Origin of the sequence: Pseudomonas kielensis (assembly GCF_014236655.1) — a bacterium.
Classification (GTDB): domain Bacteria; phylum Pseudomonadota; class Gammaproteobacteria; order Pseudomonadales; family Pseudomonadaceae; genus Aquipseudomonas; species Aquipseudomonas kielensis.
The window spans coordinates 122110-138821 of the sequence record NZ_JACMYG010000012.1; the positions used below are offsets into that span (position 1 = coordinate 122110).

Annotated in this window: 13 protein-coding genes and 1 pseudogene; 4 read left to right on the top strand and 10 right to left on the bottom strand. The window is 64.3% G+C overall.

Features of this window, described 5'->3' with window-relative positions:
- Window positions 1–122 precede the first annotated feature (122 nt).
- Together H7995_RS14235 and H7995_RS14240 are read left to right on the top strand one after the other, a co-directional pair.
- Window positions 123–1538 carry an MFS transporter gene (locus H7995_RS14235; RefSeq protein WP_206684595.1) on the top strand — a complete coding sequence of 472 codons (1416 nt, stop codon included), beginning with the start codon at window positions 123–125 and terminating at the stop codon, window positions 1536–1538.
- Window positions 1539–2110: 572 nt separating this feature from the next.
- A complete protein-coding gene (locus tag H7995_RS14240) occupies window positions 2111–3667 on the top strand; it encodes a TerC family protein (protein ID WP_166591813.1) in 1557 nt (518 codons plus the stop codon).
- A gap of 30 nt (window positions 3668–3697) precedes the next feature.
- Here H7995_RS14240 and H7995_RS14245 read toward each other — a convergent pair whose 3' ends face one another.
- A complete protein-coding gene (locus H7995_RS14245; RefSeq protein ID WP_182340658.1) occupies window positions 3698–4462 on the bottom strand; it encodes an alpha/beta hydrolase in 765 nt (254 codons plus the stop codon).
- Window positions 4463–4492: 30 nt separating this feature from the next.
- On the opposite strand from H7995_RS14245, the pseudogene H7995_RS14250 reads away from it, so the two are divergent.
- A pseudogene (locus tag H7995_RS14250) lies at window positions 4493–5323 on the top strand (aldo/keto reductase); the annotation flags it as partial.
- A gap of 106 nt (window positions 5324–5429) precedes the next feature.
- Complete coding sequence (locus H7995_RS14255; protein WP_166591816.1) at window positions 5430–6437, top strand: Ldh family oxidoreductase; 1008 nt, start codon at window positions 5430–5432, stop codon at window positions 6435–6437.
- 78 nt (window positions 6438–6515) lie between these two features.
- On the opposite strand, the gene H7995_RS14260 is transcribed toward H7995_RS14255, so the two are convergent.
- The 9 genes from H7995_RS14260 to H7995_RS14300 form a co-directional block, all read right to left on the bottom strand.
- Window positions 6516–8102, bottom strand: a complete 1587-nt coding sequence (locus H7995_RS14260; protein ID WP_185818517.1) for an aldehyde dehydrogenase (NADP(+)) — start codon at window positions 8100–8102, stop codon at window positions 6516–6518.
- A gap of 118 nt (window positions 8103–8220) precedes the next feature.
- Window positions 8221–9615, bottom strand: coding sequence for a fosfomycin efflux MFS transporter AbaF (gene abaF, locus H7995_RS14265; protein WP_166591818.1), 1395 nt, complete (start codon window positions 9613–9615; stop codon window positions 8221–8223).
- Between the two features lie 70 nt (window positions 9616–9685).
- Window positions 9686–10603 (bottom strand): dihydrodipicolinate synthase family protein, encoded by a 918-nt coding sequence (locus tag H7995_RS14270; protein ID WP_007903713.1) that lies wholly within the window; start codon window positions 10601–10603, stop codon window positions 9686–9688.
- A 113-nt stretch (window positions 10604–10716) separates the two neighbouring features.
- On the bottom strand, window positions 10717–11745 hold the full coding sequence (locus tag H7995_RS14275) for a trans-3-hydroxy-L-proline dehydratase (protein WP_166591819.1): 1029 nt from the start codon (window positions 11743–11745) through the stop codon (window positions 10717–10719).
- A gap of 101 nt (window positions 11746–11846) precedes the next feature.
- Entirely contained in the window at window positions 11847–12569 is a 723-nt protein-coding gene (locus H7995_RS14280; protein WP_166591820.1) for an amino acid ABC transporter ATP-binding protein, read from the bottom strand.
- Window positions 12562–13212: an amino acid ABC transporter permease gene (locus H7995_RS14285; RefSeq protein WP_166591821.1), complete on the bottom strand. Its 651-nt coding sequence runs from the start codon at window positions 13210–13212 to the stop codon at window positions 12562–12564. The genes H7995_RS14280 and H7995_RS14285 overlap by 8 nt, the downstream gene beginning before the upstream one ends.
- Window positions 13213–13222: 10 nt before the next feature.
- Window positions 13223–13888 carry an amino acid ABC transporter permease gene (locus H7995_RS14290; protein WP_166591822.1) on the bottom strand — a complete coding sequence of 222 codons (666 nt, stop codon included), beginning with the start codon at window positions 13886–13888 and terminating at the stop codon, window positions 13223–13225.
- Window positions 13881–15659, bottom strand: a complete 1779-nt coding sequence (lhpI, locus tag H7995_RS14295; RefSeq protein ID WP_166591823.1) for a cis-3-hydroxy-L-proline dehydratase — start codon at window positions 15657–15659, stop codon at window positions 13881–13883. Before lhpI ends, H7995_RS14290 begins: the two co-directional genes overlap by 8 nt.
- A 10-nt stretch (window positions 15660–15669) precedes the next feature.
- Window positions 15670–16488 carry an ABC transporter substrate-binding protein gene (locus H7995_RS14300; RefSeq protein WP_166591824.1) on the bottom strand — a complete coding sequence of 273 codons (819 nt, stop codon included), beginning with the start codon at window positions 16486–16488 and terminating at the stop codon, window positions 15670–15672.
- Window positions 16489–16712: the final 224 nt, after the last annotated feature.

The following is a 16712-nucleotide window of genomic DNA, read 5'->3' on the forward strand; positions in this document are numbered from 1 at the left end:
CGGTAGCACGCCGTCCACATGAGATGGCGTTTGCTGCAGCTATAAAGTGCAAATGCTGCGTCTTCCGCCTCATCACGCTCAGGCATAGGCTTTTATCCATCACCGAGCGCGAGGCCTTATCCATGAACACACTCCCCACAACAACCGCCACACAAGCGCCGCCCCTGGCCCCGTCGAGCCGCTGGGCACTGGCCAGCCTGTCACTGTCGATGCTGTTGCCGTCACTCGATACCAGTATCGCCAATGCTGGCCTGCCGGCCCTGGCCCGCACGTTCGAGGCCTCTTTTGCCCAGGTGCAGTGGATTGTCCTGGCTTACCTGTTGAGCATCACCACCTTGCTGGTCAGTGCCGGTCGCCTCGGTGACCTCCTGGGACGGCGACGCCTGCTGCTGTGTGGCATCACCTTGTTTACCCTGGCCTCATTGCTCTGCGGCCTGGCGCCCAGCCTTGGCTGGCTGATTGCCGCCCGGGCGCTGCAGGGGCTGGGCGCGGCGATCATGCTGGCCCTGACCCTGGCCCTGGTGGGCGAGACCGTGCCCAAGGCCCGGTTGGGCAGCACCATGGGCCTGCTGGGCAGCCTCTCGGCGATCGGCACGACACTGGGACCGGCGCTGGGTGGGGTGTTGCTGGTCGCCCTCGGCTGGCAGGCAATCTTCCTGGTCAGCGTGCCTCTGGGTCTGCTCAATGGCGGGTTGGCCTGGCGCTACCTGCCGCCGGATGGACCGCTCACCCGGGGCGAACAGCGCCGTTTCGATCTGCCGGGGAGCCTGCTGCTGGTGTTGACCCTGGGCGCCTATGCGTTGGCCATGACCCAGGGCCAGGGCGCGCTGTTGCTGCTGGCAGCCGTCGGCGCCGGGCTGTTTGTCTGGCGCCAGGGGCGAGCGGCGGTACCCTTGGTCCGCCTGCCACTGCTGGGTGATCGGCAACTGAGCGCAGGCCTGGCCATGAGCCTGCTGGTGTCGACGGTGATCATGTCGACGCTGGTGGTCGGGCCTTTCTACCTGGCTCGCGGCCTGGGACTCGATGCCCTGGCAGTGGGGCTGGTGCTGGCGGCGGGGCCCGCCGCCGCGGCCCTCAGCGGGGTTCCGGCCGGGCGCCTGGTCGACCGTTTCGGCACGCGCCGCATGGCCCAGGCCGGGCTGCTGGGCATGGCGCTTGGCGCCACGTTGCTGGCACTGTTGCCGAGCGCCAGCGGGGTGCCCGGCTACCTCATGCCGATGCTGTTGCTGACCGCCAGTTATGGGCTGTTCCAGGCGGCCAACAATACCTCGATCATGGCCGCCATCGACCCGCAGCAACGGGGTGTGGTGGCGGGCCTGCTGAGCCTGTCACGCAACCTGGGGCTGATCAGCGGGACAGCGTGCCTGGGGGCGTTGTTTGCCTTCGCCACGGCGGCGGATGTGTCAACTGCGTCTGCGCCCGCGTTGGCCCGGGGGATGCATGTGTGCTTCGCGGTTGCCGCCGGATTGATCGTTCTGGCGCTGCTGATATGCCATCTCGCGCAGGGCAAGCGTCGGCATTCAGGCGATCCCGACTGATGTTCATCAGGGCGAGCGCCTCGACGAGCTCGCCCGCTACCCGGCAGTAAAGTGGCATCTGATCCGTATTTTTCATCTGTACCTGACGCTGTTTTCGATACAGCCCGGGCGCCACAATAGGGCCGCAACCCTGAACCTATTTTTGGAGGCCCGATGTTCAAGATGGCGATGTTTCTCGGTGGATTCCTGCTGCTGACGATCATGATCGGCGCCCTTGCCACCATCTCCCCGGTGTAATCACCGCACGATCGTGTCAAATCTTGTAATAACTCTAAGCGGCAGAAAAATCCTGCCGCACTGTAGGATTGCGGACCCAATTTTCTACAGGTCCGTATGAACACCCTCCTGGAGCCTCCCAGTCGCTTTGCTCACCTTGCCGTTTGCTTTCCCTCCGTCAACGCCCGTAGGCCTATCGCGCCCATCACGGTTGCGTTGAACCGCCCAGGCACCTTCGTCGCCTGTTGTGCAGCACCCTTTACGCCGAACAAAACCGCCCCCATTGTGCGTTGCAGGGCGTCGCACCCGCGTGCGCGTCAATCGTTCAAGCTGATTCGAGAGAGCAAATAATCCCTATGGAATGGATTGCAGATCCCACGGCCTGGCTTGGCCTGTTGACCCTGATTGTGCTGGAGCTGGTGCTCGGCATCGACAACCTGGTGTTCATTGCCATCCTGGCCGACAAATTGCCGCCCGAGCAGCGTGACCGCGCCCGGGTCATCGGCCTGTCGCTGGCATTGCTGATGCGCCTGGGCCTGCTGGCCAGCATCTCGTGGATGGTGACCCTCACCGAGCCCTTGATCGAGGTGTTCGACAAGGTGTTCTCGGGCCGCGACCTGATCATGTTGTTCGGTGGTGTGTTCCTGTTGTTCAAGGCGACCATGGAGTTGCACGAGCGCCTCGAAGGCCACGTTGCCACCCACACCGGGACGTCCGCCTATGCCAGGTTCTGGCCGATCGTGGCGCAAATCGTGGTGCTTGATGCGGTGTTCTCCCTGGACGCGGTCATTACCGCGGTGGGCATGGTCGAACACTTGTCGGTGATGATGATTGCCGTGGTGTTCTCCATTGGCCTGATGATCATCGCGAGCAAGCCGCTGACCCGCTTCGTCAACAGCCACCCGACCGTGATCATGCTCTGCCTGGGCTTTTTGATGATGATCGGCTTCAGCCTGACCGCCGAGGGCCTGGGTTTCCACATTCCCAAAGGCTACCTCTACGCGGCCATTGGCTTCTCGATCCTGATCGAGCTGTTCAACCAACTGGCGCGGGCGCGACGCAAGAAGAGCCTGCAAGGGCACCGGCCAATGCGCGAGCGGACCGCCCATGCGGTGTTGCGTCTGCTGGGCGGGCGCACCTTGCACGCCGATGAAGTGGGCGAGGAAATTGCCGACATGCTCGACGGTACTGAGGCCGATCAGGTCTTCGATCGTCGCGAGCGGGTGATGATCAGCGGCGTCCTGCAATTGGCCGAGCGGCCGATCCGCAGCGCCATGACGCCGCGCGCCGAGGTCGATTACATTGACCTGGCCGATTCGGCCGAGACCATCCGGACCACGCTGATGCACTCCTCGTACTCGCGGTTGCCGTTGATCCGCGAGGGCCGCATCGATGAGCCGCTGGGCTTCGTCCACAAGAAAGAGCTGCTCAAGGAATTGCTTGCCGGCCATCAACCCAACCTGGAAGCCATGGCCCGCACGTCGATCAACCTGCTGGAGAACTTCTCGATCCTCAATGCGCTGGAACAGATGCGCAAGGAGTCGACGCACATTGCCTTTGTGGTGAACGAGTTCGGTGACTTCATCGGCTTGCTGACCATGACTGACATTCTTGAGTCGATCGCCGGCGAGTTGCCGGACGCCAGCGAAATCGAAGGCCCGAACATCGTGGCCCAGGGCAATGGGTTTCTGGTCAGCGGGGCGCTGAACCTGAGCCAGATTCGCCAGCAGATCGGCTTCCAGGCCAAGGCCACGGATGACTACCAGACCCTCGCGGGGCTGGTCATGAGCCTGCTGGACCGTCTGCCGGTGATTGGCGACACACTGACCTGCCAGGGTTGGAACCTGACCGTGGTCGAGGTCGAAGAGCGGCGGGTGACGCGGGTGTTGCTGAGTCCAGTGTTGCCAAGTTGAATGATCGTCCTGCGGCCGTTGACGCAGCCGTCACATCCCTTTGCGCAGCAGCGGCAGGTACCTGGGGCTGGCGGCGATGGAGTTGTGTCCCGTGCCAGGTATGACCTCAAGCCTTGCCACGCCAGGGGCGAATTGCTGTAGCAGGCGTTCGGTGCTGGCGCGGGGGATGACTTCATCGTGCTCGGCGGCGAGCAGCAAGGTTGGCACCTGAATACGCCGGGCGTACTTCCAGGCGTCGTAGCGGTCGCGCAGCAGCCAGCGCACCGGGAAGATTGGCAACTGACGCGCGGCCAGTTCCTCCAGGCTGTTGTAGGGCGTGATGAGGATCAGCCGTGCCACCGGTCGCTGGCTGGCCAGACGCACCGCGACCCCGGAGCCGAGGCTGCGACCGATCACGACAACCTGTCGGTGGTCGGCGTAGACCTGATCAAACAGTGCCAGCGCATCCGCGGCAATCGCTTCTTCCGAAGGTGAGCCGCTGCTGCCGCCAAAACCCCGGTAGTGCATCAGGTACAGGGCATGGTCGGCAAAGGCCTGGGCAAACTGCGGCAGGTTCGCCGAGACATCCTCGGCATTGCCACCGAAGTAGATCAAGGCCTGGGGCCCGTCGCGCGGGCGGACGCTGACCAGCACCTGGGCCTCATCCACCACCAGCCTCATCTGTGTCGTCGCACTGTCAGCGGAACCTGGCTGCGGGAAGTAGATCAGCGCGCGCTGGAACACCCACAGTCCCGCACAGAGCGCCAGGTACAGCGCTGCAGCGATAACCACGATGGACACCAGGATGCGCGACATTCGTCTAACGTTAGTACATCGATCGGACCAGGAGGCATGAACATGCTGACCCGCGCCATTCCTTCCAGCTCCGAACCCTTGCCCATCGTCGGGTTGGGCACCTATCGCGGTTTTGATGCCGTACCCGGAACGGCGTCCTACCAACAGTTGCCGGCGGTGCTCGGTGCGTTGTTTGCCAAGGGCGGCACGCTGCTCGACAGCTCGCCGATGTACGGTCGGGCCGAACAGACCAGCGGTGAGTTGCTGTCGATCCACGAGCCGCGCTCGCCGGCGTTCCTGGCGACCAAGGTGTGGACCCGAGGTCGCGAGGAGGGCATCCGGCAGATGGAGCAGTCCTTGCGCTTGCTGCAGACCGATCGCATCGACCTGATGCAGATCCACAACCTGCTGGACTGGCAGAGCCATCTGCCGACGCTGCGAGAGTGGAAGGCGGCCGGACGGATTCGCTACATCGGCGTCAGCCATTACACCGCCAGCGCCTATGACGAGGTGGAGGCACTGCTCAAGGCCGAGACGCTGGACTTCCTGCAGATCAACTACGCCCTCGATGACCGTGCCGCCGAGAAGCGCCTGTTGCCGTTGTGCCGCGAGCGTGGGGTGGCGGTGATCTGCAACCGGCCGTTTGGCGGCGGTGACTTGCTGACCAGGCTCAAAGGCAAGCCGCTGCCGGGTTGGGCGGCACAGGTGCAGGTCAGCAGTTGGGCGCAACTGGCGCTGAAGTTTGTGTTGTCCCATTGCGCGGTGACGTGCGTGATTCCTGGCACCCGCCACCCACGCTTGATGAGCGAAAACGCCGGTGCCGGGTTTGGCTCGATGCTGACCGGGGCGCAGCGTGAGCAGTTGATTGATCTGATCGGCTGACCGACTGCGCCAGGCTATGCCGAAATCGTCATCGCCCGGGCCTAAAGCGATCAAGCCGGGGGCTCTGGAATGGGCGAGTCTGGACGGTCTGTTCAAGGAGCTGACTATGATCCGACTGTCCCTGGCCGAAGCCCGCGAGCTGGCCGAATCGATCCTGCTGCACAACGGTTTTAACTCCGCCCACGCCCAGGCAGTGAGCAACACGGTGATCGCCGGCGAGCGTGATGGCTGCGCCTCCCATGGCTTGTACCGGATTCTGGGCTGCGTGAATTCACTGCGCGCTGGCAAGGTCTCGGCCGATGCCGAACCCCAGGTGATCGACCAGGCGCCCTCGATCGTGCGGGTCGACGCGGCCGGCGGTTTCTCCCAACTGGCGTTCCAGGCTGGGTTGCCGTTGCTGGCGGCGAAAACCCGGGCCAACGGGATTGCTGCCCTGGCGATCAATCGCTGTGTGCATTTTTCCGCGTTGTGGGTGGAGATCGAGCAACTCACCGCGGCCGGCCTGGTGGCGCTGGCCTGCAACCCGAGCCACGCCTGGGTCGCACCGGCCGGCGGCAGTCAGCCGGTGTTCGGCACCAACCCGATTGCCTTCGGTTGGCCGCGCGCCGGCCAGGAGCCGTTTGTCTTCGACTTCGCCACCAGTGCGATCGCCCGTGGCGATATTGAGTTGCACCGCCGGGCCGGCAAGGCGATTCCCGAAGGCTGGGGCGTGGATGGGCAGGGGCGGCCGAGTACCGATGCCAACGTGGTGCTCGACAGCGGCGCGATGCTGACCTTCGGTGGGCACAAGGGCTCGGCACTGGCGGCCATGGTGGAGTTGATCGCCGGGCCGTTGATCGGTGACCTGACCAGTGCCGAATCCCTGGCCTACGACGCAGGCAGCAAATCCTCGCCGTACCATGGCGAACTGATCATCGCCCTCGATCCTCGGCGCTTCCTCGGTGACGCCACCGAGCACCACCTGGCCCGTGCCGAAACCCTGTTCCAGAGTATCGAAGGCCAGGGCGCGCGCCTGCCGTCGCAACGTCGCTATGAAGCGCGGGCCCGCAGCCTGGTCGAAGGCGTGCAGATCCCCGAGGCGCTGTACCACGACCTTAAAGCGTTGTTGGCCTGAACGGGCGGATAGCCCTGTCGGAGCGGGTGCTTGCAGATTCCGCACACACCCAACTCCTGGCCTGTAGGAGCAAGCCGCTTACTGGCTGATGGCCTCGCGCTGCTGTTTGCCGTCAACCAGACGGTTGATGCCCAGCGGGTTGGCATCTTTCAGGGGCTCGGGCAGCAGGTGGTCGGGGCAGTTCTGGTAGCACACCGGGCGCAGGAAGCGCTCGATGGCCAGGCTGCCGACCGACGTGCCGCGGGCGTCGGAGGTGGCTGGGTAGGGGCCGCCGTGGACCATGGCGTCACACACCTCGACCCCGGTCGGGTAGCCGTTGAACAGCACCCGGCCAACTTTCTGCTCCAGCAGTGGCAACAGCTCGCCATGGGCCTGCGAGTCAGCGGCTTCGGCAATCAGCGTGGCCGTCAGCTGTCCATGCAAGCCGTGCAGCGCGCGCTGTAGCTCTGCGGCGTCGGCCACTTCCACCAGCACCGTGGTCGGCCCGAACACTTCCTCCTGCAACAGCGGGTCACCTTCGAGCAATAGACGGCTGTCGGCCTTGAACAACTGTGGCTGGGCCTGGCGACCCTGTTGCTCGCGACCGGCGAGGTGGCTGACCTGCGGATGTGCGTGCAATGCCTCGACACCCCGGGTGTAGCTCGCCAACGTGCCGGCATTGAGCATGGTTTGCCCCGGTTGCTCGGCCATCAATGCGCTGAGTTGTTCGACGAAAGCGCTGAATTGGTCCGAGCGCATCCCGATCACCAGGCCCGGGTTGGTGCAGAACTGCCCGCAGCCTTGCACCACCGAGGCCAGCAGTTCACTGGCGATTGTTGCGCCCCGTAGCCGCAGGGCTTCGGGCAAGACCAGCACCGGGTTGATGCTGCTCATTTCGGCGAACACCGGGATCGGTTGCGGGCGGGCGGCGGCCATGTCGCACAGGGCCCGACCGCCTTTGAGGGAGCCAGTAAACCCGACTGCCTGGATCGCCGGATGCTTGACCAGGGCTTCACCGACCCCGGCGCCATAGATCATGTTGAACACGCCCTTGGGCATCCCGGTCTGTTCGGCGGCGCGAATAATCGCATCGGCGACTCGTTCGGCCGTCGCCATGTGCCCGCTGTGGGCCTTGAACACCACCGGGCAACCGGCGGCCAGGGCGGCGGCAGTGTCGCCACCGGCAGTGGAGAAGGCCAGGGGGAAATTGCTGGCGCCAAACACGGCCACCGGACCCACGCCGATCCGGTATTGACGCAGGTCCACGCGGGGCAATGGCGTGCGATCGGGCAGGGCGCGGTCGATACGCGCGCCGTAGAAATCGCCACGGCGCAGGACCTGGGCGAACAAGCGCATCTGGCCGCTGGTGCGTCCGCGCTCGCCCTGAATGCGCGCCGTTGGCAGCGCGGTCTCGCGGCTGACCAGGGCGACGAATTGCTCATCCAGCGCCTCCAGTTGCTCGGCGATGGCCTCGAGGAACTCGGCGCGGCGGCTGGCCGTCAAGCCGCGAAAGGCCGGATAAGCACTCGCGGCGGCCTGGGCGGCGGCGTCCACCTCAGCCTCCGTGGCCTGGCTGAAAGCGTAGGGCAGGGGCTCGCCGGTGCTGGCGTCGTAACTGCGCAAAGTTTGGCTGCCAGCGGCGCTGCGGGCGCCGCCGATGTAGTTGTGGCCGAGAAAGTCGGACATCAAAAAGCTCCTGTGAAAAATTGGGACGCCCCAGCTGTTTCTTTGTAGGGGCGGCGCCCGCTTGCGGTGCCCGCTTGCGGCGCCCGCAAGCGGGCACCTGCTCCTACAGACAGTCGGGTTACGCCAGTGAGTCGGCGCGGCGTGGGTCGGTGGCGCTCGGGTCGAGGGCGGCGATCCGTGCGGCGGATTCGGCATCCACCAGGTGCAAGGACTTGCCCCGGGTTTCACGAGTCAGGCCGACGGCCACGATGGAGATCAGTGAGGCGCCAACCAGGTACCAGGCGATCGGTGTCGAGCTGTGGTACTTGTTGAGCAGGGTGATGGCAATCAGCGGTGCCAGGGAGCCGGCGAAGATCGGCGCCACCTGGTAGCACAGCGACAGGGCGGTGTAGCGCACATGGGTCGGGAACATCTCGGCCATCAACGCTGAGTAGGGCGCGTAGGTCATCGACTCGATGGCCAGGCCCAGGGTAATCGCCGCCATGATCAGCCAGTTGTTGCCGGTGTCCATCAACGGGAAGCCGATGAAGCCCCAGAACGCGGTGAGCACCGCCCCGGTCAGGTACACCGGTTTGCGTCCGACGATATCCGACAGGTAGCCCATCAGCGGAATCAGGAAGAAATGCAGCAGGTGGGCGCCGAACATCAGGAACAGGATTTGCGAGGTGTCCTTGTGCACCACCAGCTTGAGGTAGGTGATGGAGAAGGTCACCACCGTGTAGTAGAGGATGTTCTCGGCAAACCGCGCGCCGATCCCCACCAGCACCGCACGCCAGTGATGGCGCAGGACTTCCACCACCCCCAGTTGTTGCTGCTTGGTCTGCGCCTGGCGAGCCTGGGCCTCCTTGAAGATCGGGGCATCGTCGACGCTGGTGCGGATCCAGTAGCCGATCAGAACCACCACGGCCGAGAACCAGAACGCCACGCGCCAGCCCCAGGCGAGGAACTGCTCCTCCGACAGGCTCGACGACAACAGCAGCAGGGCGACCGTGGCCACCAGGTTGCCCGCCGGAACCCCGGCTTGCGGCCAACTGGCCCAGAACCCACGGCGGTTGTCCGGGCAGTGCTCGGAGACCAGCAGGATCGCGCCGCCCCATTCACCGCCAAAGGCGAACCCCTGGATCAGCCGCAACAGCACCAGCAACACGGGTGCGGCATAACCGATCTGGTCGAAGCCGGGCAGGCAGCCCATCAGGAAGGTGGTGATGCCGACCACCACCAGGCTCAGTTGCAGCAGGCGTTTGCGGCCGAATTTGTCACCGTAGTGACCGAACACCAGGCCACCCAGGGGACGGGCGAGAAAGCCTACGGCGTACAGGGCGAAGGCGGCGATGATGCCGTCGATGGGGCTGTCGGTCTGGCGAAAGAACAGCTGGCCGAAGACCAGTGCCGAAGCCGTACCGTAGAGAAAGAATTCATACCATTCGGCGACGGTACCGGCCATGGCGGCGCCGACGACACGTTTGAGTCCCGCGGGGGTGGTTGCGCTTGGAGTGGGTTGAGCGTTGGACATGCTGGCGTTTCCTGTAGGGGCGCAAAACAGGCAGCCGGGCGGGGGCCGCGAAGGTCCGCCCGGCACTCACTCAGAGGCCGACGTCCGGCAACTCCGGACGGTTAGCCAGGGCCTTGGCCATGATCTGCTCGACGAATACCCGATCGGCTTCCGGCAGGGCCAGGCGTGGCGGACGGGTCAGCGCGCTGCCGCGACCGGCGATGGCTTCACACAGCTTGATGCACTGCACCAGGTCGGCACGGGCATCGAGGTGCAGGATCGGCATCAGCCACTCGTAGATCGGCATGGCTTCGGCAAAACGACCGGCCTTGGCCAGGCGGAAGATGGTCTCGCCTTCCTTGGGGAACACGTTGGACATACCCGAGACCCAGCCTTCGGCACCCACGGCGATGCTTTCCAGGACCACGTCGTCGAGGCCGGCGAACAGCACGAAGCGATCGCCGACTTCATTGCGCACGTCGATGAAGCGCCGGGTGTCGCCGGAGGAATCCTTGAAGCACACCACGTTGTCGCAGTCGGCCAGGGAAATCAGGATGTCCGGGGTCACGTCGTTTTTGTAGATCGGCGGGTTGTTGTAGACCATCAGCGGTACGTCGGCATTTTTCGCCACGTAGCGGTAGTGCTCGGCCGTCTCGAACGGCTTGGAGCCGTAGACCAGCGCCGGCATCAGCATCACGCCATCGACCCCGACCCGGCGTACGGCGTTGGCCACCTTGGCCGCTTGCACGCTGGTGAACTCGGCCACGCCGCAGATCACCGGGACCCGACCGCGGGAAGCGTCGACCGCGACCTCGGTCACGGCGATTTTTTCTTCCGCGGTCAGGGAGGTGTTTTCACCGACCGAACCGCAGACCACCAGGCCGGATACGCCATCACGGATCACGTTGGAGATCACCTGGTGGGTCTTTTCCAGGTTGATCGAGAAGTCATCGTTGAATTGGGTGGTCACCGCGGGGAAGACGCCACTCCAGTTAATGCGCTTGCTCATTGTTGCCTCCGGTTTGTTTATTGTATTTCGTATACGATATTTTAAATGCTGAAACTCGGCTAGTGCTTTTTGCAAAATAAACAGGGGTTTTGCTGCCGTTGGTCCGGGCAGATTCAGGCGCCCGGCCAGGTGTCGGACAAGCGATAGCCTTGTGGCCATGGATCGCTGGGGTCGAGCAGGTGTTGATGGGTGCCGGTGATCCAGGCCCGCCCGGAAATACACGGGTAGATGGCGGCGCGGCCGGCGACTTCGGTCAGCGAATCGATGCGGCAGTGGAACTCGGAACCGAGGATCGAGCGGCCGATAAAGCGTTCGCCGACTTGCATCAGGCCCTTGGCGTGTAACACCGCCATGCGCGCCGAGCAGCCGGTGCCGGTGGGCGAGCGGTCGATCTTGCCGGGTTGGATCACCACCGCATTGGCGCCAGTGGCAATGCCGTTCTCCACCACGATCGGGGCTGCCAACTGGCAGAAGGAAATGTGCGACCACTCAGGATTCAGCGGGTGGACGAAACCCAGTTGCTCGTTGGCCGCGCGGGTGATTTTCAGCCCGGCCGCCACCAGGTCCGCCGCCTCATCGGGGCGAATCGAGAAACCCAGGCGCTGGGCATCGGCGATCACAAAACTGTCGCCACCGTAGGCGGTATCGACCTGCAGCGACCCCAGGCCTTCGACTTCGATCCAGGCGTCGAGGCGGTCAGCGAAGGAGGGCACGTTCTTCACCTCCACTCGTTGTACTTTGCCATCGCGGCAGTCGGCGACCGCTTCGATCAGGCCGCCGGGGGCTTCGAGCACCAGCCGGGTTTGGGGTTCGGTCATCGGCAGGATGCCGCTGTCCAGCAGCACGGTGGCCACGCACAGAGAGTTGGACCCGGACATCGGCGGGGTGTCGGCCGGCTCCATGATGATCCAACCCATCTGCGCCCGCGGGTCCTTGGCCGGCACCAGCAGGTTGACGTGGCGGAACACCCCGCCGCGTGGTTCGTTGAGTACGAAGTTGCGCAGGGTCTGGTCCTGGGCGATCCAGCGCGACTGCTCCCACAGCGTGGCGCCGGGTGGCGGCGCAACACCACCGACGATCACATCGCCGACCTCGCCTTCGGCGTGGCAACTGACCACGTGGATGACTTTTGATGAACGCATGCTGTCCTCCTGTTGTTGTCTGTTTGGGCCTCATCGCGAGCAGGCTCGCTCCCACACGGGTGTTGATGTGGAAGCGGGCTTGCCCGCGATGAGGCCAGGGGTCATTTCACCGATTTGAGAAACGCCGCTGTCTCCGCGTGCAGCGGGTTGCCGATGACCTGGTCCGGCGAGCCGATCTCGTGCACCAGGCCGTTGCGAAAGAACGCCACGCGGTCGGAAACGTCCCGGGCGAAGCGGATTTCGTGGGTCACCAGGACCATGGTCATGCCGTCTTCGGCGAGCATGCGCATGGTGTCCAGGACTTCGCCCACCAACTGCGGGTCGAGGGCCGAGGTGGCTTCGTCGAACAGCATGTAGTCCGGCGACATCGCCAGGGCGCGGGCAATGGCCATGCGCTGTTGCTGGCCGCCGGACAGCTTGCCGGGGAAGGTCTTGAGCTTGTCGCCCAGGCCCACGTGAGTCAGTTGCCTGACCGCCAGTTCCTCGGCCTCGGCCTTGCTTTTGCCCAGCACCTTACGCGGCGCCAGCATCACGTTTTCCAGGACCGTCAAGTGCGGGAAGGCGTTCCATTGCTGGAAGACGATGCCGATTTTCTGCCGCAGGCGGTTGAGGTCGGTGCCGTTGCCGTGGACCTCGATGCCGTCGACGCGGATGCTGCCTTTCTGGATCGGTTCCAGGCCGTTGATGCACATCAGCAGGGTCGACTTGCCGGAGCCGGAGCCGCCGATGATCGACACCACCTCGCCCTTGTTCACCGTCAGGCTGACGCCCTTGACCACTTCCAGGTCGCCGAAGGATTTGTGTACGTTGTCGATCTCAATCATTTTCTTGCCACCTTCTTTCCAGACGAGCGCCCAGGCGGGCAACCACCAGGCTCATGACGTAATAGATCAGACCCGCGACGCACAGCACCAACAACGGTTCCTGGATGCGGGTGACGATGGTTTGCGAGGCGCGCAGCAGTTCGACGATGCCGATCCACATCACCAGAGCGGTGTCTTTCATCACGCTCAGGACCAGGTTCAGCCAGCCGGGGAAGGCCACGCGGGTGGCCATCGGCAGGACGATCCAGCGCAGGTCCTGCAGGTAGCTCAGGCCCAGGGAGCGACTGGCGCGGCGCAGGGTGTAGGGCACCGAGAGCACGCCGCTACGGACGATTTCGGTGAAGTACGCGGCGGCGTACACCCCCAGTACGATGCAGCCGACAGTGAAGGCGCTGATGTTCAGGCCGACGATGCTTTTCAGCGAATTGAACAGCACGAACTGGATCAGCAACGGCACGCTGCGAAACACGTCCAGCACCCAGGCCAGGGGCAGGCTGGCCCGTGGCAACAGGGCGCGCAGCAAGCCGAACAGCAGCCCGGCCACGGAGCCGAGGATGATCGACCAGAACGTCAGTTGCAGGGTGACCCAGGCACCGTTGAGCAGGAACAGCAGGTCATTGATCGAGAAGCTGGTGGTAAACATGCTCACTTCCTCAGTAACGGAACAGCCGCCACGACAACAGTCGGGCCACCGCGACGATCGCCTTGGCAATCAGGTAGTACAGGACCGCGGCAATGGCGAAGTACTCGAAGGTGCGGAACGTCTTGACGTTGTAGTCCTGGGTCACCCCGGTCAGGTCGTTGTTCAGTCCGACGATCACCCCCAGCGAGGTCATCAGTACCGCCCAGACCATCTGATTGGTCAGCGGGTAGAAGACGATGCGCAGCAGTTGCGGGACGATGATCAGGCGATAGGCCTGGAACGCACTCATGCCCAGCGAACGTGCGGCGCGCACCTGGGTGTCGGGCACCGCCTTGAGGCCCCCGCGAAAGTTTTCCGCCAGGTAGCCGGCGTTGTTGAAGGTGATCCCGGCGAGCAGGGCGAACCAGGAACTGACATGCAAACCGAGCGAACCCAGGCCGAAGTACAGGATGTAGATCTGGAACAGCGACGGGGTGTTGCGGGCGATTGACACCCAGCCGTTGCCGATCCCGCGCAGCAGCGGATTGCGGGTTTCGCGCATCACTGTCAGGGCCAGGGCGATCAGCACCCCGAAAATCATCGACAGGGCTGCGGTCTCGAAGGTCACCAGGGCGCCGGCAAGCATGTCCGGCAGGGCGCGCAGGGCCGAGCGCCATTGGAAGCTGTAGTCAAACATGCGCAGGATTCTCCAAGCGGGCGGCAGGTTGCAGCCAGGCCGGCAGGCGCCCGCTGGCCGTGGCGGTGCAGGCGGCGTCGACACATTCCTTGAGGCTGGCGAAGTGCACCTTGCGCCCCACCAGGCCGGGTGCGTAGTGGGCGTATTTGCCCGAGTTGGTCATCAAGGTGGTGGCCGCCAGCGGGATCACCGGCTCACCGAGCATGCACCAGCAGGTGTCGGTGACCAGGGTCGCGCCGAAGGCTTCGATCGTCGCGATATGCCCGGCGGCCCGTGCCTGCTCCAGCACGGCACGGCCGCAGGTGATAGCCACGACCACCTCGGGGTGCTTGTGCCGGCCGCGACACAAGCGCGCCAGGTGAGCAAATTCACTCAGGGAAAAGTGCGGGTTGCCCAGGGACACCACATCGACCCGGCTCTCGCGGGCGCTGTTGAGTTCACGCCAGCTCACCAGCAGGTCTTGCAAGCGGATACTTTCCTGCGGGAGCAGGGCATCGGCTTCCAGCACCTGGCGCGGGTCGAGCGCCTCGGGGGTGACCCCGGCGATATGGAACAGCGGTGCCGCCGATGTGGTGGCGAACGCGGCGCCAAAGGCCTTGAGGTCGTCCAGGCTCGGCTGGTGCTGTTCCAGGCCCAGCACCAGGGGAATGCGGCTGCCGGCCAGGGCACCGATGTGGTAGCCGAGCAGCGGGTAGAACGCGTCGTCCAACTCAGCCAGCTCGGGTACCTGCACCCGCAGACTGGCCTTGCGCTGGGCGTCCAGGTGGCAGCCGATCAGCGGCGCACGGCCGGTGAGGGCGATGCAGATGTCCAGGTAGTCCGGGTATTTGAGGGTTCGCGCGCCGAGCACGCTGTTGGCGTAGACCACGGCATTGGATTCGGCCCAGACAATCTGCTCGCCAGCCTGGGGGGCGCTGTCGAGCAGGTAGGGCGCACAGGTGAAGCTCAGTTGCGCGCCCATCGCCATGTAGGCATCACCCAGGGCACTGGCCGGTACGCCGAGGGCCGGGTCGATGCCCAGTTCGCGCCAGCGGCGCTGGTCCACGGAGATGGAATTGAGGGTGGTGGGCACGCGCACTTTCGCGCCCCACTGCACCAGTTGTTCGGCAAAACGCAGGCTGGCCGGGCCGGTGTAGATGCAGCCGTCGATGTGCGCCTGGGTAACATCCACCAGGCGTTGTGCGCCCTGCAGTTCGGCCATGCGCAGGACGATCTGCATCGCCACTTGTGCGGCCTGGCCATGGTGGCCAGCGAGCAGTGCCTGATCCAGTTCGCTGAGTTGCAGGGTGCTGGGGTTGTCGGCTTTTGGTTGGGCGTTGTCGGGTGCCCGCCAGGCATCGCCGGGCGGTTGCTCGAACAGGCTCAGGGTGCTGTCTTCGACCCGCGCGACCGCCATGTCGCGCAGGGTGGCGAAGGCCTCCTGGCCGATGCACAGCACCGGCAGGGAACGTTGGAAAATCGTCTGCGCCACGAGCACGCCCAGGGTCAGGATCTCGTCCGGTTCGGCCAGCACCAGGGCTGCCGGCGCGTGACCGTTGCTGATCAGTTCCATCAGCACGCTGCTGCCGGTACAGGAGCCGCGGCCGCTGGGAATGGCCAGCACCCGACCGGCCAGGTATTGGCCGCTGAGGGGGTGGTGACGGTCAATGACCTCACCGCTGTACGGATCGACCCCGCCCCAGAAACTCAGGCCGACATCGGCGAACAGCAAGGCGCCCTCGGCGGCGCCCGGGACCAGACTGCGCCCGGTCAGAGAAGTGAGCCTAGGCATGCCGGACACCTTAGTAGTAGACCTGAGGCACGGTCAGGTTGGTCGGCGGGATCTCGGTGCCGACCCATTTGACGAACAGCTCCTTGTAGCGGCCGGTGCGCACCTGCTGGTTGACGAACAGGTTGAGGTAGTTGAGCAGGCCGTACTCGTTACGCTTGGCTCCCAGCGACACGTAGTCGATCACGTAAGGTGCGTTGCCGGCGATTTTCAGGTTCTTGTACTTGCCCGATTTAATGGTCGCGGCGGCGACCGTGTTGGTCACGATGGTGGCGTCGATGTGACCCTGGGCGACCGCCAGCAAGGTGTCGTTCTGCGACTGGTAGGCACGGAAGCTGCCGCTGCCCCAGCTCTTCACGTCTTTTTCCAGGGCGATGGCTTCATAGGTGCCGCTGGTGTTGCCGACGGGTTTGCCCTTGATGTCGTCGAAGCTGTTGATGCCGGTGTTATCGCGGGTCAGCACCACCATCTGGAAGGCGAAGTAAGGCACGGTGAGGCCAACGGTCTTGGCCCGCTCCAGGGTGTCGGAGGTGGAGGCGACGATCACGTCGGCACGGCCCGAGACCAGTGCCGGAATACGGTCGGGGAACGGCGTTTCCACCACTTCAGCCTCGACCCCGAGGATCTTCGCCAGGTCGTGGCAATAGTCCACGTCGAAACCCGCCGGGTTGTTACCTTCATCGCGGAAACCCATGGGCGGGAAGTCCAGGGTCACGGCGCAGCGCAGCTTGCCCGAACCGATGATGTCGTCGAGCTTGTCGGCCTGGGCGGTGGCAATAAAGGAGGTACTGAGCACAGCGCTGAGGGCTACGGCAAATGCGGGGTTTTTCATAGAGGCCTCGTGATGGGTGAAGTGCTGTTGGGTAACGTATTGAGGATTTCGTATACGATATTAACAATAGCAATCAACGTGCCTGTTTCCAGTGCCAAAGCAGATTTTTTTCTCGGCCCTTGCGCTAGGGGTGCTGCGGTGAAGTGGTTGGAGGCAGAGTGACAGCATGGCCGTCGGGGGAGGTGGGAACAGGTGTTACATATGGGAGCAAAGGTTGTTTGAGC